Below are 20,917 nucleotides of genomic sequence, written 5' to 3'. Positions count from 1 at the left end.
ATGATTATGATGAGTTCGACAGCAGAGATCACCACCGAAGAGAAAATAAAGGAAGCAGCCAAAGCAGTTTTTACACGCAAGGGCTTCGCTTCTACCACTGTGCGCGATATTGCTGCCGAGGCCGATATTAACCTGTCGCTGGTAAACTACTATTTCCGCAGTAAGGAGAAACTGTTTCAACTCATTATGACAGAAACCATTCAGCAACTGTTCGATCAGATACAACCCGTGGTTAATAACGAGGAAACCACTTTGGGCGAAAAGATAGAGTTGTTGGTTGGCCACTATATCGATATGATTTTACAGAACCCCGATTTCCCGTACTTTATGGTGAACGAGGTTATGTCGGGCTCAGTAGAGTCACCCATGGTGAATAACATTAAGAATATCCAGAATTCTATATTTGCCAAACAGGTTTATGCTTTAAAAATAGAAGGCAGGTTTGATTTTGAACCGGTACATGTGATGATGAATATGATGGGGATGATCATCTTCCCCTTCCTGAGCAAAAACGTGATCATTAACTCGGGCGCGATGAATGATCAGGAATTTATCAGCACTATAACAGAGCGCAAGCGCTTGATTCCAATCTGGATGAAACAGATGCTCGGCATTTAGTATAAATTATCAGATATTCTTTTTTAACTGTTTCAACTACATTTCATAATTGGTTATATTGGTGGCATCAATTTATATCCCTTTTTATGAAATACCTTTTATTTATGCTGATGCTTTTGCCAGTGGCATTAAAAGCACAAAATAAGCTTACTAATCAGAATCTGTTTGATACCATCCCTACCCTGCCCGACCATTACAAACAACGGGTAGAACAGTTTAGCCACGAGCCGGTTACCACGGGTCATATCATTTTCCTCGGAAATAGCATCACCGAGATGGGCGACTGGAAAAAAGCTACAAATGATACAACCGTTATTAACCGCGGCATCGGCGGCGATGTTACTTATGGCATCTTGAAACGCCTGGATGATATCGTTGTAAGAAAGCCATCAAAGTTATTTATCCTGATTGGCATTAATGATATCAGCAAGGATATCCCCGATGCCGTAATTGCAGATAACTACCTGAAGATTGTAAATACGATCCACGCGAAAAGCCCTGCTACCAAAATCTACGTGCAAAGCATTTTGCCATTAGACCCAACCCACGATCGTTTCCCGCAGCATTACGATAAGCAGGAACATGTGATCAGCGTTAATAAACTGATTAAAGCCAATGCAGGTGCAGGTAATTATACTTTTATCAATATTTACCCGCTGTTTTTAAATAAAGAGGGTCACCTGGATAGCCAATATACCATTGAGGGTTTGCACCTAAAGCCAGAATCATATTTGGTATGGGTTAAGTTTTTGAAGGATAAGGGGTATTTGTAAAGCACATTTTATCAACGCCGTCATGCTGAGGCACTCGAAGCATAAGGGTTGGCCTCTACACCATGCTTCGAGTGCCTCAGCATGACAGGCCGTTTTAAAAGATAGTTCTACCCCCAGGCTTTCCTCAAAAACCGCAACCAATTGCCATGCATCATGTTTTCAATATCAGCCTGGGTATAGCCGCGTTTTTCAAATAAGCCGATAAACTTCTGTAAGTCGCTAATCGTTTCCAGATCGTAAGGACATTGTTCGCGGCCGAAGGCACCGTCTAAATCTGTGCCCATACCAATATGCAGGGCATTGCCGGCTATCTGGCAGATATGGTCGATATGGTTAACAGCAACTTCAAGATTACAGTTCATACCAACCGGAGTTGATTCGCCCCTAACCCAGTTGGGCACCATCATCCAGGCATCAAGGGCGGCTCCTATAACCGCACCGCGATCTATCAGGGCTTTAATTTGCTCATCACTGTACTGGCGGTTATGGTTCACCAATGCACGGCAGTTATTATGGCTGGCCCAAACGTGGCCGTTAAAATGATCCAAAGCTTCCCAAAAACTATCATCACATAAATGGGTGGCATCGAGGATGATGTTCAGGCGCTCCATTTCTCTAAGCAAAGCATGCCCGGTTTCGCCCATAAAACCTGTGGCATCTGTACCTTGTGCATACCTACCCGGGCCATAGTGTGCAGGGCCAACAGCTCGCAAGCCTGATCGGTAAGCGGTTTCGAGGTAACTTATATCAACTATCGAATCAGCTCCCTCCAAACTCAAAATATAACCTACAGGCTTTTTATCATTCGGTTGACCATCGTTCCATAGCATGATATGGTCTTCCAACGTTTCCAGATCATTAACCTGCACCATTTCGCTGCAGGCTTCCATGGTTTTATACCAGGCCAGTTGCCCTTGCGTTTGCGCCCAGGCTTGTTGTGGCGAATGCCAGCCGGGCAAATGATTATCCGGAGCTGCAAAACGTGCAATTTGCGTAGCCACCACCAATCCAATATTACCTTTACGCAATTCGGGTAATGATACCGTTGCTTTAGCACGGTCAGGTTTATCAGTCAAACCATGTTCGCGTTCATTAATGGCCGAAACGGGTTGCCGCAAATCACGGTTCCATTCCAGGGCATTCATACTCAGGTCGAGGTGGGCATCTACAACAAACATCAGATGGTTATTTTGCGGTCGCGGGCCAGGTTTAGCCACTCGCCAGTTATGTTATTATCTTCAATAGTAATTACGCGCTCGTAAGCAGCCACAGTTGGGCAAACATGATATGGCAAGCCATATAGTACATCGCCTGGTTTATAGGTATGGCCCTTGCCGGCTTCCATCACCAGATGCTCTTCACTTTGGCTTATGGGTTGTAGTTCTGGGGCATTCAAAAACCTTACCCGTTTATCCAACGGGCTTTCTGCTGCGATTGATTTATGCCCCAGATCTAAACAGATCTTGGTTTCATCAGGCAAAGAGATCACGCGGGTTATTACCAATACAGCCGGGATAAAATCCTGTTCGGTAAAAGCCTCATCATAACCGGCATCCCAGTAAACAAACGTTCCGGGGCTGCAATCTAAGCCTTCTTTCTCTGCATAAAACGGAAAGGTTGGTGATCCCCCTGCGATAATCAAAGGTTTGGTTACACCTTGATTTTCAATATCAGCCTGTAGCTTTAATACCGATGCTAATATGGTTTCGCTTTTCATGATCCTTACATCCAACTCGGGCTCATGGATATGGCCGTCATAGGCATGCAGTCCAACAGGTTTTACGCCTTTCAAATTATTAGCCGTTATATAAAGTTCAACAGCTTTGGCATCAGGAGCTATTCCTGTACGGTTCATACCCACATTTAAATCGATATAAACCGGAATTTGCAAACCATTAGCTAATGCTTCAACAGAAATAGCTTCTGCTGCTGCGATATTATCAATTAAACAAGCATATTTAGTAGCCGGATATTTCTGGATCAGCTTAATCAATCTTTTAAGCTTAGGTCCAATCGGTTGATAAGCCAATAGCACATCAGGAGCCTGGCACATACCTAATACTTCAGCTTCGGCTATAGTGGCGCATTTAAATTTGTTGATGCCGGCTTTCATTTGCAATAATACAGGCTCTTTGCTCTTATGCGTTTTGATGTGCGGGCGCAGGCGCGATGCATCCTCAGCCACCATACCCACAGCCAGTTCGATGTTATATTTCACATTGTCCGGATATACCACCAATGCGGGCGAATCCAGCTGATCTATATCATCAATGGTGTACCAATCTTCTGATGCTTCGCTCATTATACTAATTCAAACATTGCTTCAATTTCAACCGGGATATTATCGGGTAATGAGCCCATACCTACAGCACTGCGCACGCCGATGCCGTTCTCTTTACCCCAAACCTTAGCAAAAAGCTCGCTACAACCGTTAATCACATAAGGGTGGCTCTCAAACTCGGGCACGCAATTAACCATGCCTAATACTTTAATTACACGTTTTATTTTATCAAAGCTGCCAATATTTTTTTTGATGGTTGCCAGCATAGCCAGGCCAACCTGCTGGGCGGCTTGTTTAGCTTCGTCCATATCAAGCGCATCACCTACACGGCCTATAATTAAGGTACCATCGTTTTGTACAGTACCGTGGCCAGAGAGATATAAATATTTACCATCAATTAAACATGGTTTATATACGCCAAGCGGCGATGGTGCGGGCGGCAATTGCAAGTTAAGCGCTTCAAAATTTTGATCAGGAGTATTCATTTGGTGTTCGTTTTAAGTTTTACAATAATACGTTTGTATTAAAACTTATCTCAATAAATATTTCATTTTCATTCATAGAAAACAATAAGCATAAAAAAAGGCGTCCTGGTTTCCCAAAACACCTTAAGTAATTTATCGCAAGAATTACTTATGCAAAGTAATGTACCATGGCAACACAAACAATGGTCACCAGTATAATGTACTGCAGTTTTTGTTCGATAGTTAGTGAAACAATAGCTTTCATTTTAATTAAGAGGTCTATAACCAAATATATAGGTGTGTAAAACACACTACAATAGTTAATATCATTTTTGTAATTAATTAAACATTTTTGGCGCTGTTTTGTATAAATCAAAATCGCAAAAACACTTTGCTTACCAACATTGTAATCAAACGGTTAACTTTGCGTGAAATTTTTATTGTATTACGCTATAAAAAAGGGTGTTTTCACCCTCTTTTTTCCGGTTTTCTTCCCGTTTTTATAAAAAAGCACCCTAAGCCTGTTTTTAACGCCAATGCGGTTTTTACTTCACACTGACGCTGCCATAGTTCCATTCCACCTAAAAACCATTACTTTTGTATTTGTATTATGAGTAAGCACGGAAGAATTTTAGTAGCCATGAGTGGTGGAGTTGATAGTTCGGTAGCATCGGTGATGTTGCATGAGCAGGGCTATGAAGTTATCGGGCTTACCATGAAAACCTGGGATTACGCCTCATCGGGCGGTAGCAGCAAAGAAACCGGCTGCTGCAGCCTGGATAGTATTAATGACGCCCGTGCCCTGGCCGTTGGCTATGGTTTCCCGCATTATATATTGGATATCCGCAGCGAGTTTGGCGATTTTGTGATTGATAACTTTGTTGACGAATATTTGGCAGGCCGCACCCCTAACCCATGCGTTTTATGTAACACCCACATTAAATGGGATGCCTTGTTAAAACGTGCTGATAAACTGGATTGCGAATTTATTGCAACCGGGCACTATGCCAACATCCGCCAGCATGATAATGGCCGTTACGTAATATCAAAGGGTAAAGACGAAAACAAAGATCAGTCTTATGTACTTTGGGGCGTATCGCAACAAAACCTTGCCCGTACTAAATTCCCGTTAGGCAGCTTTGCCAAATCAGAGATCCGCCAGATGGCGATGGATATGGGGCAGCTGGAACTGGCTAATAAAAGCGAGAGCTACGAAATTTGCTTTGTACCCGATAATGATTACCGCGCATTTCTTCGTCACAAGGTTGAAGATTTGGACGAACGCATTGGCAAAGGTAACTTTGTTTTAGAAGATGGTACCGTAGTTGGTCAGCATCAGGGCTATCCTTTTTATACTATTGGGCAACGTAAAGGCTTAGGCATTGCTTTAGGCCAGCCTATGTTTGTTACCCGCATTGATGCTAAAACAAACACCGTAGTATTAGGTACCCAAAACGAACTGGAAAAGAAACAAGCCTGGGTTAAGAACCTTAACCTGATTAAATATGCAAACATTAACGAGCCTTTAGAAGCTGTAACCAAGATACGCTACAAAGATTCGGGCGCACAAAGTACCATACAACAAATGGGCGAGCACATGAAGGTTGACTTTACACACAATGTTTCGGGCATTGCACCGGGCCAGTCGGCTGTGTTTTACGAAGGCAACGACCTGCTGGGTGGTGGCTTCCTGATGTAAAAAATCCGTCTCATTTATAGGGGAATGGAACCATTCCAGTAAGCAGCTGTTTACAATAAAATTTCATTAAAAACACGTCTCAAAATTCGTGTTTCATTTTCTTTGTGTTTATTTGCAGAAAATCGACCATTAATGGCAAAAAATTTACTGATAGTTGAGTCACCGGCAAAAGCCAAAACCATAGAAGGATACCTGGGCAAAGATTTCACTGTGAAATCGAGCTACGGCCACATCCGTGACCTGGTTAAATCTGAAGATGCTATAGATATAGCTCATAACTTTGAGCAGAAATATGAAATACCTGCCGATAAAAAACAAATAGTCAGCGAATTAAAGAAACTTGCTAAGGAGGCCGAAATGGTATGGCTCGCATCCGATGAGGACCGCGAGGGAGAAGCCATCTCGTGGCACTTGTACGAAACTTTAGGTTTGAAAGAAACCAATACCAAACGTATCGTTTTCCATGAGATCACCAAACCTGCCATTTTACGTGCTATCGATAACCCGCGTACCATTAACTATAACCTGGTAAATGCCCAACAAGCCCGCCGTGTCTTAGACAGGTTGGTAGGTTTCGAACTTTCGCCCGTATTATGGAAGAAGGTTAAACCATCATTGTCTGCCGGTCGTGTACAATCTGTTGCTGTTAGATTAATTGTTGACCGCGAACGTGAGGTAAATAAATTTCAGTCGGAAGCAGCCTTTCGTGTTGTTGCCATCTTTGGTAAAGGCCGCGAAAGCTTTAAAGCGGAGTTAGGCGAACGCTTCGACAAACAGGAAGACGCAGAGAAATTCTTACAGGATTGCGCTGCGGCTATCTTCAACATCAATTCGTTAGAAACTAAGCCTGCTAAACGTGCACCTGCTGCGCCGTTTACAACTTCTACCCTACAACAGGAAGCTAGCCGTAAACTGGGCTTTTCGGTATCACGTACCATGACTGTAGCGCAAAGGTTGTATGAATCTGGAAAGATCACCTATATGCGTACCGACTCGGTTAACCTGTCGGATACTGCTTTAAATGCAGCTGCACAAGAGATCAACTCGGCTTATGGTGCACAATACCATCAGTTAAGAAAATATAAAACTAAATCGGCAAGCGCACAGGAGGCTCACGAAGCCATCAGGCCAACTTATTTTAATGAGCACACTACCGATGGCGAACCGGCAGAAAAGCGCTTATACGAGCTAATCTGGAAGCGTGCGATAGCTTCACAAATGAGCGAAGCACAGTTTGAGCGTACCGTTGCTAAAATCGGTATCTCAACCCGTTCCGAAGAACTGGTTGCTAATGGTGAGGTAATGAAATTTGATGGTTTCCTGAAAGTATACCTGGAGTCTGTTGATGAGGATGAAGATAACCAGCAAGACGGTGACAACGCCATACTGCCACCTTTAACCAAAGGCCAACAGTTATCATTAACTGATATGACTGCTACTGAGCGTTTCTCTCGCCCGCCCGCACGTTATACAGAAGCAAGTTTGGTAAAGAAACTGGAAGAATTAGGCATAGGCCGACCATCAACCTATGCCCCTACTATATCAACCATCCAAAACCGCGGTTATGTGGTTAAGGAAGAGCGTGAAGGTAAGCAACGTAACTTTAGGGTATTAACTTTGAAAAACGGCGCTATCACCCAAGTAGAAAAAACCGAAACCACAGGTGCAGAAAAAGGTAAAATGTTCCCTACTGATATTGGCGCCGTGGTGAACGACTTTCTGGTACAGCACTTTAACGGTATTGTTGATTTCCACTTTACCGCGAATGTTGAAAAGCAATTTGACGATATTGCCCAGGGATTGGAAGAGTGGACTAAAATGATCCGTAAGTTCTATGATCCTTTTCATAAGGAGGTAGAATCGACTATATTAAATGCTGATCGTGCAAGTGGCGAACGCGAACTGGGTGTACACCCGGTGTCGGGCAAAAAAATGTCGGTACGCATTGGCCGCTACGGCCCGTTTGTGCAGATTGGCGAAAGCGATGATGAGGATAAAGTTTATGCCAGCCTCCGTGCTGGTCAAATGATCGAAACCATCAGTCTGGAAGAAGCGCTTGAACTCTTCAAACTTCCTAAAAAAGCCGGTGTTTTTGAAGATAAAGATATGACGGTTGCCATCGGTAAGTTTGGCCCTTATATTCGTCACAATAGCGCTTTCTATTCGTTACCAAAAGGAATTGATCCGTTAGAGGTTAGCGAGGACCAAGCTATTGAGATCATCTTAGAAAAACGTAAAAAAGATGCTGAAAAGCTAATGAAGACGTTTGACGAGAACCCGGATATGAAAATTTTGAATGGACGCTGGGGGCCTTATATCGAATTTGGCAAATTAAACGTTAAGATACCCAAAGGCAAAGAGCCGCTTGAACTTACTTATGATGAGTGTAAAGCACTTGCCGATGCGATGGAAAAAGAGCCTAAAAAAGCAGGCGCCAAGAAATTTGCGAAGAAAAAATAAAGCATACCGGACGGTTGTCTTATAAAAACCTAAGTCGTCATTGCTTTAAACCGCAATGGCGATTTTTAATTTAATAGCCCCGATAATTGATGTTACAACTCAAATATCGGGTAGTATAAAACTAATAAACGGCGCAGCCGTACATCTATGAAAAAAGACTTGCCTGATAACAACGTAGAAGATATAGCCATTGCCGTGGCATTGGAAAAAGAATCTGTAGAAAGTAAGATCTGGTACGTATACGTGATCAACTTGAAGGATGTGCAGATTGAAAATGTATTGATTACCTCAAAAGGCTATGGTGAAAAAAATGGCGAACACGTAAAAACCTCTGTACTGCGCCACATGATCCCTACTATTGAACCCGGAGCTTTTGCCCTGATAGAACCTATTGACGAAGCTACCTTCGGCCTTAATAATGAGTACTGGTTAAGCTACTACATCGGCAAAGAGATCTTCGATAAAAAATTCATCTTCCTGCCCGAAAGCATTGTAGAATCAAACTTTATCCGCCTGCCGGTTTTAAATAAGCCTGGAGTGATGATACGATAAGTTCAGTTGTCGGTTATCAGTTGTCTGTTGTCAGGGCTTTGCACGAGGTAGACTTTTCTACCGACAACTGATAACCGATAACTACTTACTTAATATTGCTTTCATAAATTTCTTCAAAAGGTTTGTTTCGTTGCTTTTGGAAGAGGCCGGAGAAGCGCCGGTCTATCGGTGTAAGGAGCTGAATGCATAAGCGCTTATCCTCATCGCTTAAATCATTAACCATCATGTGGGCTACTTTAAGCACAATGTCTTTGGCCTTTAGCAAAGTGGCTTCTCCCTTTTCTGTTAGCTTGAGCCGTTTAACGCGTTTATCCTGCTCGTCATCATATTCGCTTACCAAATCCCGCTTCTTCATCCTGATCAGCATATTGCTGCCGCTTGATAGCTCCATAATGTTATTATAGATCGCTTCTGACTTAATCGGGTTCTTTTGATTATAGATCGTTACCAGTATCCCAAATTCTTCCATCTGGTCGAGCCCTGTGCCTTCGAGCGCTTTATTTGAATAGGCAATATGGAATTTCCCAATTCTGCGCAGCAGGATTACTAACTGCCCGTTAAGATCGGGTTTTAAGTCACCTTTAGGTGTGCCATAGTTTTCGTGCTTTACACCTTGCGCCAACTGGTGCCGGCAAAAATCTTCAATACTTGCACCGGGATGTTGTGCTTCATAAGCTCCCCAAAGGTTTACAAGCTCTATTGTTTTATTTACTACCATTTGGTGGTAAAATTATAAAAAAATGACAAATTATATTTGATATATACTACCAAATGGTATAATATTGTTTATTATTTATCACCAAATGGTTTTAATTATGCAAATCCCTTACCTTTTTCCCACATTTCTGATGCTGCATTTAACAGCATTAGTACTCATGGCCGGCACAACCCTGGTAGATTACATGGCCTACACCTCACTCTGGAAATCTTTTGAACGAAGTGAGCGACCTGAAGCTTTATTAAATGTAATAGCCAAGCTGCCCCGGATAACCGGTATTGGTGCAGCCCTGCTCATTTTAAGCGGTATCGGTGTGATGGCTTTAACACATGGCGTTTTTGGCGAACAACTGTGGTTCCGCATTAAGTTTGGGTTAGTTGTTGTGCTGATACTCAATGGCCTGTTAATTGGCCGGAGACAGGGCAACAAACTCCGTAAACTGTTGCAGATTAGCGGACTAATGTTTACCGGCGAGGTAAGCCTTATTAAAAGCCGCCTCAACACATTCCACCTGCTTCAGCTGCTTCTTTTTGTGCTCATTATTTTTTTAAGTGCTTTTAAATTCAATTAACATGAACATTTTTATTGCAGGAGCCAATGGCGGTATTGGCCGCCACGCTTTAGAGCAGGCTTTACAAGCCGGCCATCATGTAACCGCACTGGTACGTAACCCGGCAAAGCTACCACTGGTGCATCCCAACCTCCATATTGTTACAGGTGATATTATGAGACTGGAAACTTTTGTACCCGAAATGGAAAACCAGGATGTAGTAGTATCAGCCTTGGGTGTAAACAGCGGGATGTTTAACGACAAACCTACTACCCTTTACTCGCAGGGCAACGCCAATTTATTAATGGCGATGGAGCAGTATCATGTGAAGCGAATTTACTGTATCTCGGCTTCGGCGTTGGAAATAAGCCCGGTGATACCCTGGTATGCCCGGTTTGCGGCAAAATACATTGTCCAAAAGTTACTTAAATACATGTATGCAGACCAGCGCATTATGGAAAGCACTGTAAAAAAGAGTAATGTTGAATGGACAATAATGAGGCCACCACAATTAACAGATGGGCCATTGACCGGGAATTATCGCGTAGCCATAAATCGGTTCCTGAAAAATTGCCTCAAAATATCCCGGGCAGATGTAGCCCACTTTATGATCGATAACCTCACTAATGAAGAGATAAAGCAGGCTACAGTTGAAATAGCTTACTGATTATGCCAGGTTAAAATATTCGAAAACACATTTAAATTAATCAAAACAATGGAACAAATATTTATCGATCGCTTTATTGTGCCTCAAAGCGCCAAAGCGGAGTTTACTGAACGTATGCAGATTAATCGCGACTTTATAAAAAGCCAACCGGGCTTTATTACAGATGATGCTTACGAGCGTACAGATGCAGATGGCAACTTTATTTGCATTACAATTGCTGTTTGGGCCTCTGAAAATGCACTCAGCAACGCCAAAGCATTAGTGCAGGCAGAGTATCAGAAACAGGGGTTTAATTTACCGGCCATGTTAGAGCGCCTCAATATTAAAATGGACCGGGGGCAATACAACAGGCTCGATACTAATAAATAACCCGCAACTTACTTAGCTTTAAAGAGCCCGTATTTTAAAATACAGTAAATAGCACGTACGCCATCCTTCCACCCTATCTTTTTGCCTTCGTCATAAGTACGGCCATAGTAAGAGATACCAACCTCATACAAACGCAGGTTAGGTACCCGTGAAAGCTTGATCGTAACTTCCGGTTCGAAACCGAAACGTTGCTCGGTCAACTTAATAGATTGGATCAATTTGGTATCGAACAATTTATAGCAGGTTTCCATATCCGTAAGGTTCATGTTAGAGAACATGTTGGAGGCAAATGTTAACCAGCGGTTACCAATGGTGTGCCAGAAAAACAAGATACGGTGCGGGTTGCTCCCCATAAACCTTGACCCATAAACCACATCGGCAAAACCATTGCAAATGGGTTTCAACAGATCATTATATTCGTGCGGGTCATATTCTAAATCGGCATCCTGGATTATGGTATAGTCGCCTGTGGCATGGGCTATGCCTGTGTGCAGCGCAGCCCCTTTGCCTTTATTAACCTCGTGCTTGTAGTATTGGATATTAAGATCAGGGTTTTGCTGGTAATAGTTATTGATAGCACCTTCTGTATCGTCTTTAGAGCAGTCGTTAACAATGATCACTTCTTTCTCAATATCATCAATTAATTTAACTGCTTTAATTTTATCTAAAATTAAGTGGATGGTTCTACTCTCATTATAAGCAGGAATTACAATTGATAACTTGTTTATTTTCATAGATATGTGTTGATGTGCAGCCCTATTTGTTTAATTATCGTTTTTACGCAATAATACGGGTGTTAAAATATAAAAATTATCCCAAACACAGGCAATACGGTTTTTAAAGGCACAACAAGCATCGTGCCCGACCTTTATTCAAATTAAAAATCACTAATTTGGCGGTATATAATCTACAAAATACCCATGCTCGAAAACTACGATCTGCATAACATAATGGTACTTGATATTGAGACTGTTCCGCAATATAGCAGTCACGACCAATTGCCAGAACTGATGCAGAAATTATGGGCAGCCAAAACAGAATTTAAGCGTAAAGACGAAACACCCGAAGATTTTTATACCAATGCAGGCATCTGGGCCGAGTTTGGCAAAATCATTTGCATTTCGGTCGGTATGTATACCAGTAACAATGGTTTCAGGGTAAAATCATTCTCATCCCATAACGAAAAAGAGCTGCTCGAAGAATTTGCCGCCATGCTTAACGGGCGTAATCCTGCCTTGGTGCTATGCGGTCATAATGCCAAAGAATTCGATTTTCCCTACATTTGCCGCCGCATGCTGGTTAATGGTGTGCGGTTACCTATCCAGCTTAACCTCAACGGCAAAAAGCCCTGGGAAATTAACCACCTCGATACCATGGAGCTTTGGAAATGCGGTGATTATAAAAACTACACATCATTAAGCTTATTGGCAGCTATATTTGACATCCCTACCCCTAAAGATGATATCGACGGCAGCATGGTAGGCCATGTGTACTGGGTGGAAAACCAACTGGAACGTATTTGCGCTTACTGCCAGAAAGATGTAATTGCTACAGCTCAGTTATTAAAACGTTTCCGTGGCGAGGATTTGATACCGGAAGAGTTGATCGTGTATGTTTAGTCTCGAGTTCTGAGTTGCGGGTTTTGAGTCCCGAAAGCTAAAGACTATTAACTATGAACTATCGACTATGAACTACTTTCCCTATCTTAGCCAAATACATTACACCAATGTCTAAAAAGAAAAACAGTAATAATTCTGTTAAGCAGGTACTAACCCAATTGGTGCTTGATGTTTTTGAGAAAAACGGCAATGTGCCGCTTAATTATAAGCAGGTTTCGGCAGCAATAAATGTTAATGACCCCGATTCGCGCGGCATTATCCTTGAAATTTTAAAGGACGAGGTTTTTAAAAGTGTGATGAAAGAAACCGCTCCCGGCAAATTTCAACTCCTTGAATTAAAGACTTTTGTTGAAGGCAAGGTTGATATGACCGCCGATGGATCTGCCTTTATCATTACCGACGAAGAAGGTGAAAGCGACATTTTCATCGCTCCACGTAAATTACGCAATGCCTTGAATGGCGACCGTGTTAAAATTTACGTTTACGCCAAAAGCAAAGGCCGCCGTAAAGAGGGCGAGGTTATTGAAATTGTTAAACGCTTTAAAACTGAGTTTACCGGTATCGTTAAACTATCAGAACGGTACGCCTTTTTTATTCCCGACGACCGCAAGATGTTGCACGATATTTTCATTCCGCTGAATGAATTGAACGGTGCCAAAAACGGCATCAAAGCCATAGCCGAAATAACCGATTGGCCTGCCGATGCTAAAAACCCGATGGGCCGTATTAAACAGGTTCTGGGTGCCCAGGGCGAGAATGATACCGAGATGAACGCCATCCTCGCTGAGTATGGTTTCCCTTTATCGTTCCCTAAAGAGGTTGAAGAAGAAGCGGAAGCTATATCGGATGTAATTTCGAAAGAAGAGATTGGCCGTCGCCGTGATTTCAGGGATACTTTAACTTTTACCATCGACCCGTTTGATGCGAAGGATTTTGATGATGCTATATCATTCAAGATTCTGGAAAACGGTAACTACGAAGTTGGTGTGCATATTGCCGATGTTGCGCATTATATCATCCCCGATTCGGCATTAGATAAAGAAGCTTTTGACCGCGGTACTTCTGTTTACCTGGTTGATCGTGTGATACCGATGCTGCCTGAGCGTTTGTCGAACGGACTATGTTCTCTACGCCCGCATGAAGATAAATTATGCTTTGCAGCAGTTTTTGAACTGGATGAGAAGGCAAACATCCTTACGGAATGGTATGGCAAAACGATCATCCACTCTAACCGCCGTTTTACATACGAAGAGGTTCAGGAAGTTATTGAAACCAAAGAAGGTGACTATACTACCGAGATATTAAAACTGAATGAACTGGCATACATCCTCCGCGATCGTAAGTTTAAAAACGGTGCCATCAGTTTCGAAACTACCGAGGTTAAGTTTAAGCTGGATGGACGTGGTAAACCTATCGGCGTTTATGTAAAAGAGCGCAAAGACGCCCACAAGCTCATTGAAGACTTTATGCTACTGGCTAACCGTAAGGTTGCCGAGTACGTAAGCAAAATGGGCAAAGGCAAACACAAATACACCTTTGTATACCGTGCGCACGATACACCTAAGCCTGATGCACTGGCCTCATTCGCTACATTTGCGGCAAGGTTTGGTTATAAGATCAGCCTGCGCTCTGATAAAGAAACCGCCAAATCACTCAACTATCTGATGAATGATGTAGAGGGTAAAAAAGAACAGAACGTGTTAACACATCTGGCTATCCGCTCTATGGCTAAGGCCATTTATACTACCAAAACATCGAGCCATTACGGTTTGGCTTTCGATCATTATACACACTTTACATCCCCTATCCGCCGTTATCCTGATGTAATGGTGCATCGGTTATTGTTCCATTATTTAAATGGCGGGCAATCGGCCAATGCAGAGCATTACGAGAAGCTGTGCCAGCATAGTTCTGAAATGGAGAAAAAAGCGGCAGATGCAGAGCGTTCATCAGTTAAATACAAACAGGCCGAATACTTGACCGAACAGGTGGGTACTATATTTAACGGTGTAATTTCCGGCGTTACCGAGTGGGGAATGTATGTAGAGATTATCGAGAATAAATGTGAGGGCATGATTCGCCTGCGCGATATTTCTGATGACTTTTACACTTTAGACGAGAAAAACTACGCCATCATTGGCCAGCGTAAAAAGAAGGTTTATCAGCTGGGCGATGAGGTACGCATCAAGGTTAAACATGTGGATCTGACTAAGAAACAGATTGATTTTTCTTTGGTGATTGATTAGGCTTTAATATTATATGACTACATTAAAAGATCTGCAGGTCATTATCGACGAGGCAGTCAAAAAACTAACATACCCTGCACACCCTGCAGATTTATACGAGCCGATAACTTACATTTTATCCATAGGCGGCAAACGCCTCCGCCCCGCCCTGGTACTCATGGCTTGTGATTTATTTGGCGGCGATATACAAGATGCAATTTCTCCTGCATTGGCTATCGAAGTGTTCCATAACTTTACGCTGATGCACGATGACATCATGGATAATGCACCATTGCGTCGAGGCCGCGAAACCGTGCATCAGAAATGGAACCAGAATGTGGGTATCCTATCAGGCGATGCTATGCTGGTAGAAGGCTATAAGCTGATGATGCAGGTTGATAACAGTATTCTGCGCCCGGTACTCGAGATTTTCAATAAAACGGCTACAGCCGTGTGCGAAGGTCAGCAGATTGACATGCAGTTTGAAGAGCAAAGCAACGTGCAGATTGAAGCTTACCTGGAAATGATCCGTCTGAAAACGGCTGTAGTTTTGGGTGGTGCTTTAGAAATTGGAGCGCTAATTGGCGGTGCTAATGAAAAAGATGCTGACCTGCTTTATACCTTTGGCGAGCAATTAGGTATTGCCTTCCAATTACAAGATGATATTTTAGACGTTTACGGCGATCCCGAAAAATTCGGCAAACAAGTAGGCGGCGATATTATGGCCAACAAAAAAACCTACCTGCTAATTAAAGCGCTCGAAACAGCGGATGCTGACACTTTAACTGAGTTGAACCACTGGCTATCCCTCAAAGAGTTTAACGCCCCAGAGAAGGTTGCAGCAGTAACAGCCATATACAACAAGCTACAGATTAAAGAGAATGCATTTAAAGCCATGCAGGCTTATGCAGATACATCTTTTAGTGCATTAGAAGCTATTAATTTACCTGCGGAAAGGAAGCAGTATTTGAAGGAATTTGCGGATGGGTTGTTGAGTAGGGAGAATTAGTCTCTGAGAGTTCGAGTCCTCTCTTCCGCATGAAAAAATAAAAGCCTCTTTAAGTAAATAAAGGGGCTTTTATTCGTTTACAGTATATTTTAATCAGATTCCGTATCACGTAATTCCTTAACTTTCCATTGTAATATGATCAACAGCTTTATCACTATTCATTTTAACAACTAAAATATACTGAGATATATCTTCATCAATAATAAAATCTAAAACAGCGAAAAGTTCATCCTCTTCATCGGGATAAAAACCTATTCTTCTCAATTTTAATACAGAAAGTATTTGCTGCTCAACTGACAGATTTTTGTCTGCATCTTTCAAAAGATTTTCCAACTCATCCTTATCAAGTTCTTCAGTGTGAAAATCTAAAAATTCCTTCACATCCTCACCATTCTTAAAATCATTATCAATTTCTGTTTGGGCAACATTAATAATTCCAGGCAAATCATCTAAATAGCTTTTTAAAATAAGAAGCTTTGCTGGTTCAATACTTTCTTCATTGAAGTTTATATCTAATTCAATACTTCTCTGCTCGAAATCAATGTCGACTTCGTAATAATCTGTTAAAGAATCAGAATCTATTTCATTAAAAAATGGGAGATTGACGATCATTTTGTGTTAAAGTTTGATTGGCTTAAACTTATCAATTTTCAAGATAATCGAACACAATTTTTTTTAATAATTCCCTTTCACCACTTAGTATTAGCTTATAATTATAATCATGGAAATGAGTGGTAGAATAAATCGTTTTATAATGACCAATAACTCCCTATTTCAAATTATCCACAAAAAACTCTGCTGCCAAATCCCCTACCTGCTTATGCACTGCATGTCTATCCACAGATGGGTCATCATTCATAATCATGCCGCCATTTTTCTTAAAATCGCCAACACCTTCATTCAGGAAAACGTAATGCCCTGCTTTACCTGGAACTACATAGAGTTTTGAACCTTTTATAAGTTGATTGAAATGTGCAGCATTGGTTTTAACTGGCGCTATACTATCGCTTTGTGCGCTTACCAGGTAAACAGGTTTGTTAATCCGGCTCACCTGGTTTTCGTTTACAAAGCCCTGTCCCATTGCCGGGGAAATGGCAAAGAATGCCTTGATCCGCTTATCCATTACATCGGGGCTCTTCTTATATAAGGCTTTGATCTCATCTACCTTAACAACACTCATCAAATTAGGGAACTCGGGGACGGTTGTTTCTTTAATACCTTCGGGTGTATGGCTAAATTTTTCAAACGCGTCCAAATCAATTTTACCACCGGCCAGTGCTATTACCGTAAAGCCCCCGATAGAGAAACCTGCAGCACCAATACGATTAGGATCAATTACAGGCCCGAAATCTTTATCATTTAACAGTTGTGTGATGGCAAAACTAATATCCAATGCACGCTCCCAGGGTGTTACAAAATCAATGGCTATCTTATTGTCATAAGTATTACCAAAATGGTCTACAGCGGCTACAATAAAGCCTTTTTCTACCAGTGCATCGGCCAGCCACTCTAAAGTAACACGGCCACCGCCTGTACCATGAGAGATCATTATTAATGGCTGCTTTTGCGGTTTTAAATGCGCATCACGAATAAACGGGATATGTACGAATGGATAAGCATAAGAACTATCAGAAGCCTTATAAGTATCGTTAGTTGGATACCATACTTCAGTAACAACAGGCCGGTTACGTGTTGCATCGTTGAGATTAAGTGTACGCCTGCCAATGGCAATATGCTGAGCCGCTACCCATAATGGACATAATAGTGAAACTATAAAGATGATTCTTTTAAGCATTGATCTATATTTTGATAAAGCAAATCAAGGCATTTACTATCGTTTCAGCTTTGACAAATGTCAATAAATCATTTTTTTGATTTCAGTCGACTTAGCGTTTCTTGCGAAATGCCCAGATAATCGGCAATAATTTTTGATGGCAGGCGCTGAATGAGTGAAGGGTTGGTATTCATCAGCATATTGTATTTCTGTTTAGCATCCATGGTAATCAGGCTTTCAATCCTTCTGATGGATGCGATGTATTCCCGTTCCAGGTCAATTCGATAGATCCGTTCCCAGCCGGGGAAGGTATCCAGTAGTCCATTAAAATCTTTATGGGTGATGTAGAGTATCTCAGATGGTTCAACACTTTGAATGTAGGCCATTGATGGCTCCTGCAAGGTAAAACTCGGGAAGGCCGTACCCACGCAATTCTCGAAGATCAAAAATCGTGTTGATTCGCGGCCGTCGGCATCCATCATATAAACCCGGCGGCAGCCGCTATTTACAAAATAACTGTAAGGAGCAACTTCCCCGGCATGTAGTAATATCTCGCCGCGTTTAGTTTTTCGATGTTTAAATTTACTGCAAAAGAGCGTCAACTGCTCATCACTAAGCGTAATATACTTGCTAAGGTATTGCTTTAACTGCCTGTATACATCTGCCTCCTGACCAATCATTGCTTAAATTTAAAAAATAAGCATGAAGGATGCAACGACGAGGTTTGATGCCTACAGATACAACCTCACCATTTGTCGCCATGAGCGGGGCTGATGCGCATAGTTATCCCACACATAAAATTGATTGGTAATCCCCTTATTCCAAAGCAGGTTACTAAACTCTACATTATTGGTTAAGAAGGGATCTGTTTGGCCGATGGTGAGTATAATTTCGAGCTTTTTAATGGCATCCAGTGCATTTTGGTTTTGCAAATTGGCCATAAACTGCAGCGGCATGTTGAAGTAAATGTTTTCGTCGTGATAGCCGTCGAGCAGATCTTTAAAATAACCTACGCCTTTAGTCAGGTCATAACGGCCGCTCATGCCTACCACTTTGTTGAACAGTTCGGGATGTTTCATACAGAGGTTAACTGCATGGTAAGCCCCCATACTGCAACCGGCAACTTCAATCTGCGCAGCATCGCTCTTAGCATGCATTAATGGGATAACTTCAGTCAGGATATATTGTTCGTACTGGATATGTCGTTTAATACGGTCGGCGGGGCTAATGGAGTGGTTATAAAAACTCTCGCTATCGACACTGTCAACACAAAAAATTTGCATATCGCCATTGTTAATACGATCTGCAAGGGCTCCTATTATGCCCCAGTTCTCATAATCATAAAACCGGGCCATACGGGTTGGGAACATCAATATAGGTTTACCTGCGTGACCGAAGATTAAAAGCTCCATATCACGCTGCAAAGCAATGCTATAACTTTTGTGATATTCCCGGTTCATTTAAGCGTTGCCTCCATCTGAATGAAATATCACTACTGTATATTAATTGAAGATAAACAAATGATTAACCATTAGCAGCAATTTGATTATTTACAATCCTTGCCCATAATTGATAGCCATGTTCGCTCAGGTGCAGGCCATCTTCCACAAAATACTCGCGTTTGGGGTTACCATCCGGCCCCAGCATTTCCCTAAATATATTTATAAAATGCCAGTTATTGCTGTGCTTTATTATTTCTGTTTCAATTATGTTATTGGTAAACTTAAACTGATCGGCCATGTGCCAGCGGTTTAAGCTTGGCTTCAACGATATATAATAGCAAGGTAAATCACCAAAGCGGGCCTGTGTTTTCACCATCAATTGCTGAAAAAATATAAACACCTCTTCGGGGTGCCTGCCATCTCCCAGATCGTTATCGCCGGCGTAAAACACTAAACGCTTGGGTTGGTACGAACTCATAATACGCTCAAAAAACCACACACAGGCTGCAAGCGTTGAACCGCCAAAGCCAAGATTAATGGGTTTAATATCTCTAAAATCGGTATAAAGGTTATTCCACAAGCGAACAGAAGAACTGCCGTAAAAAATGGTATCGGCCTCAAACCGCATTTTTAAACCATCTTTTTCGAGGCGCTTAACCTCATCTTCGTACCAAAACATTCAGTAATACAATAAATTTCAAAACTTTAGTTAAGCAATATGGACAATCTTTTCCTAATGTTCATGTTAAATTTTGAAACTTAACACGCGCTATTGCTGCAAAAAAAAGCCCTGATTACCAATTGGCAAACAGGGCTTTTTAAAATATGTTTAGCTTAAATTAAGCTGTAGCTTCTTCTGTATCTGTAGAAGTTTCTGCTTTTGGAGCCTTAGGAGCTTTAGCTGTTTTTGGAGCAGGTGCTGCTTCTTCTGCAACTTCAGTTGCCTCTGCTTTAGGAGCTTTTTTAGCTTTAGGCGCTGCAACTTCTGCTACCGGCGCTGCTACTTCTGCAACTTCAACTTCTTCTACATAAGGAAGAATAGATACGTAAGAGCGGTTATCAGCTTTTTTGCGGAACACTACGTGACCATCAACTAAAGCAAATAAAGTATGATCTCTACCGATACCTACGTTTTTATCTGGATTATGTCTGGTACCACGTTGACGAACGATGATGTTACCAGCTAATGCAGGCTGACCACCGAAAATTTTGATACCTAAACGTTTACTATGCGACTCACGACCGTTCTTTGAACTACCGGCCCCTTTTTTATGTGCCATTTCTAATGTCTTTTTTTAGGGTGAAACCTTTGATTATAATGTGATACCAGTAATTTCAATCTTGGTGAACTGCTGGCGGTGACCATTTTTCTTTTTGTAACCTTTTCTTCTTTTCTTTTTGAAAATGATCACTTTATCACCTTTAACATGAGACACGATCTTAGCTGAAACTTTAGCTTTAGATAAATCAGCACCAAGCTTAAATTTACCTTCGTTTTCAGCCAATAATACTTGGTCAAATTCAATACTAGCGCCTTCATCTCCTTGTAAGCGGTGTACAAAGATCTGCTGGTCTTTTGCAACTTTAAATTGCTGTCCGGCTATACTTACTATTGCGTACATTGGTTAATATTATTTTGTTTTAAAATTCGAGGTGCAAATATAGGCATTACGTTTTAAATATGCAACGCTGCCTTG

General features: G+C 41.8%; 23 protein-coding genes. 11 read left to right on the top strand and 12 right to left on the bottom strand.

Annotation, left to right across the window (positions count from 1 at the left end; translation table 11 throughout):
* The first annotated feature begins 6 nt into the window (after nt 1–6).
* Together PQO05_RS14020 and PQO05_RS14015 are read left to right on the top strand one after the other, a co-directional pair.
* A complete protein-coding gene (locus PQO05_RS14020; RefSeq protein ID WP_273627939.1) occupies nt 7–618 on the top strand; it encodes a TetR/AcrR family transcriptional regulator in 612 nt (203 codons plus the stop codon).
* Nucleotides 619–704: 86 nt separating this feature from the next.
* Nucleotides 705–1,391 (top strand): GDSL-type esterase/lipase family protein, encoded by a 687-nt coding sequence (locus PQO05_RS14015; protein WP_273627938.1) that lies wholly within the window; start codon nt 705–707, stop codon nt 1,389–1,391.
* 107 nt (nt 1,392–1,498) lie between these two features.
* On the opposite strand, the gene PQO05_RS14010 is transcribed toward PQO05_RS14015, so the two are convergent.
* The 3 genes from PQO05_RS14010 to PQO05_RS14000 are packed head-to-tail and all read right to left on the bottom strand — an operon-like array spanning nt 1,499 to nt 4,157.
* Nucleotides 1,499–2,569 carry a dipeptidase gene (locus PQO05_RS14010; protein ID WP_273627937.1) on the bottom strand — a complete coding sequence of 357 codons (1,071 nt, stop codon included), beginning with the start codon at nt 2,567–2,569 and terminating at the stop codon, nt 1,499–1,501.
* Entirely contained in the window at nt 2,569–3,693 is a 1,125-nt protein-coding gene (locus tag PQO05_RS14005; protein ID WP_273627936.1) for a D-TA family PLP-dependent enzyme, read from the bottom strand. Before PQO05_RS14005 ends, PQO05_RS14010 begins: the two co-directional genes overlap by 1 nt.
* Nucleotides 3,693–4,157 carry a RidA family protein gene (locus PQO05_RS14000; protein WP_273627935.1) on the bottom strand — a complete coding sequence of 155 codons (465 nt, stop codon included), beginning with the start codon at nt 4,155–4,157 and terminating at the stop codon, nt 3,693–3,695. Before PQO05_RS14000 ends, PQO05_RS14005 begins: the two co-directional genes overlap by 1 nt.
* A gap of 589 nt (nt 4,158–4,746) precedes the next feature.
* Between PQO05_RS14000 and mnmA the strand changes: the two genes are divergently transcribed.
* The 3 genes from mnmA to PQO05_RS13985 all read left to right on the top strand — a co-directional run bounded on the left by mnmA (nt 4,747) and on the right by PQO05_RS13985 (nt 8,847).
* Nucleotides 4,747–5,835: a tRNA 2-thiouridine(34) synthase MnmA gene (mnmA, locus tag PQO05_RS13995; protein ID WP_273627934.1), complete on the top strand. Its 1,089-nt coding sequence runs from the start codon at nt 4,747–4,749 to the stop codon at nt 5,833–5,835.
* 132 nt (nt 5,836–5,967) lie between these two features.
* A complete protein-coding gene (topA, locus tag PQO05_RS13990) occupies nt 5,968–8,295 on the top strand; it encodes a type I DNA topoisomerase (RefSeq protein WP_273627933.1) in 2,328 nt (775 codons plus the stop codon).
* Between the two features lie 147 nt (nt 8,296–8,442).
* Complete coding sequence (locus PQO05_RS13985; RefSeq protein WP_273627932.1) at nt 8,443–8,847, top strand: hypothetical protein; 405 nt, start codon at nt 8,443–8,445, stop codon at nt 8,845–8,847.
* Nucleotides 8,848–8,932: 85 nt separating this feature from the next.
* Here PQO05_RS13985 and PQO05_RS13980 read toward each other — a convergent pair whose 3' ends face one another.
* Complete coding sequence (locus PQO05_RS13980; RefSeq protein WP_273627931.1) at nt 8,933–9,565, bottom strand: MarR family winged helix-turn-helix transcriptional regulator; 633 nt, start codon at nt 9,563–9,565, stop codon at nt 8,933–8,935.
* Nucleotides 9,566–9,662: 97 nt separating this feature from the next.
* Between PQO05_RS13980 and PQO05_RS13975 the strand changes: the two genes are divergently transcribed.
* The 3 genes from PQO05_RS13975 to PQO05_RS13965 are packed head-to-tail and all read left to right on the top strand — an operon-like array spanning nt 9,663 to nt 11,151.
* A complete protein-coding gene (locus PQO05_RS13975) occupies nt 9,663–10,136 on the top strand; it encodes a hypothetical protein (protein ID WP_273627930.1) in 474 nt (157 codons plus the stop codon).
* A gap of 1 nt (nt 10,137) precedes the next feature.
* On the top strand, nt 10,138–10,782 hold the full coding sequence (locus PQO05_RS13970) for an NAD(P)-dependent oxidoreductase (protein ID WP_273627929.1): 645 nt from the start codon (nt 10,138–10,140) through the stop codon (nt 10,780–10,782).
* 48 nt (nt 10,783–10,830) lie between these two features.
* Nucleotides 10,831–11,151, top strand: a complete 321-nt coding sequence (locus tag PQO05_RS13965) for an antibiotic biosynthesis monooxygenase family protein (RefSeq protein ID WP_273627928.1) — start codon at nt 10,831–10,833, stop codon at nt 11,149–11,151.
* A gap of 8 nt (nt 11,152–11,159) precedes the next feature.
* Here the strand turns inward: PQO05_RS13965 and PQO05_RS13960 are convergent, their stop codons facing one another.
* A complete protein-coding gene (locus tag PQO05_RS13960) occupies nt 11,160–11,885 on the bottom strand; it encodes a glycosyltransferase family 2 protein (protein ID WP_273627927.1) in 726 nt (241 codons plus the stop codon).
* Nucleotides 11,886–12,071: 186 nt separating this feature from the next.
* On the opposite strand from PQO05_RS13960, the gene PQO05_RS13955 reads away from it, so the two are divergent.
* The 3 genes from PQO05_RS13955 (at nt 12,072) to PQO05_RS13945 (ending at nt 16,004) form a co-directional block, all read left to right on the top strand.
* Entirely contained in the window at nt 12,072–12,770 is a 699-nt protein-coding gene (locus PQO05_RS13955) for a 3'-5' exonuclease (RefSeq protein WP_273627926.1), read from the top strand.
* A 107-nt stretch (nt 12,771–12,877) separates the two neighbouring features.
* Complete coding sequence (gene rnr / locus PQO05_RS13950) at nt 12,878–15,016, top strand: ribonuclease R (protein ID WP_273627925.1); 2,139 nt, start codon at nt 12,878–12,880, stop codon at nt 15,014–15,016.
* Between the two features lie 13 nt (nt 15,017–15,029).
* The gene (locus PQO05_RS13945; protein WP_273627924.1) at nt 15,030–16,004 is read left to right on the top strand and encodes a polyprenyl synthetase family protein; all 975 of its coding nucleotides are present in this window, start codon (nt 15,030–15,032) and stop codon (nt 16,002–16,004) included.
* 117 nt (nt 16,005–16,121) lie between these two features.
* On the opposite strand, the gene PQO05_RS13940 is transcribed toward PQO05_RS13945, so the two are convergent.
* The 7 genes from PQO05_RS13940 to rplU form a co-directional block, all read right to left on the bottom strand.
* On the bottom strand, nt 16,122–16,616 hold the full coding sequence (locus tag PQO05_RS13940) for a DUF2004 domain-containing protein (protein ID WP_273627923.1): 495 nt from the start codon (nt 16,614–16,616) through the stop codon (nt 16,122–16,124).
* A 157-nt stretch (nt 16,617–16,773) separates the two neighbouring features.
* Nucleotides 16,774–17,799, bottom strand: a complete 1,026-nt coding sequence (locus PQO05_RS13935; RefSeq protein ID WP_273633526.1) for an alpha/beta hydrolase family protein — start codon at nt 17,797–17,799, stop codon at nt 16,774–16,776.
* Between the two features lie 68 nt (nt 17,800–17,867).
* The gene (locus PQO05_RS13930; protein ID WP_273633525.1) at nt 17,868–18,458 is read right to left on the bottom strand and encodes a Crp/Fnr family transcriptional regulator; all 591 of its coding nucleotides are present in this window, start codon (nt 18,456–18,458) and stop codon (nt 17,868–17,870) included.
* A 51-nt stretch (nt 18,459–18,509) separates the two neighbouring features.
* Nucleotides 18,510–19,238 (bottom strand): esterase family protein, encoded by a 729-nt coding sequence (locus PQO05_RS13925; RefSeq protein ID WP_273633524.1) that lies wholly within the window; start codon nt 19,236–19,238, stop codon nt 18,510–18,512.
* Nucleotides 19,239–19,302: 64 nt separating this feature from the next.
* A complete protein-coding gene (locus tag PQO05_RS13920) occupies nt 19,303–19,899 on the bottom strand; it encodes a GDSL-type esterase/lipase family protein (protein WP_273633523.1) in 597 nt (198 codons plus the stop codon).
* Between the two features lie 160 nt (nt 19,900–20,059).
* Complete coding sequence (rpmA, locus tag PQO05_RS13915) at nt 20,060–20,500, bottom strand: 50S ribosomal protein L27 (RefSeq protein ID WP_273633522.1); 441 nt, start codon at nt 20,498–20,500, stop codon at nt 20,060–20,062.
* A gap of 33 nt (nt 20,501–20,533) precedes the next feature.
* Complete coding sequence (rplU, locus tag PQO05_RS13910; RefSeq protein WP_273633521.1) at nt 20,534–20,842, bottom strand: 50S ribosomal protein L21; 309 nt, start codon at nt 20,840–20,842, stop codon at nt 20,534–20,536.
* Nucleotides 20,843–20,917 lie beyond the last annotated feature (75 nt).

It is taken from the genome of Mucilaginibacter jinjuensis, from assembly GCF_028596025.1.
Classification (GTDB): domain Bacteria; phylum Bacteroidota; class Bacteroidia; order Sphingobacteriales; family Sphingobacteriaceae; genus Mucilaginibacter; species Mucilaginibacter jinjuensis.
Note: the sequence above shows the minus strand (reverse complement) of the source record. Positions and strands in the feature narration are given on the sequence as shown.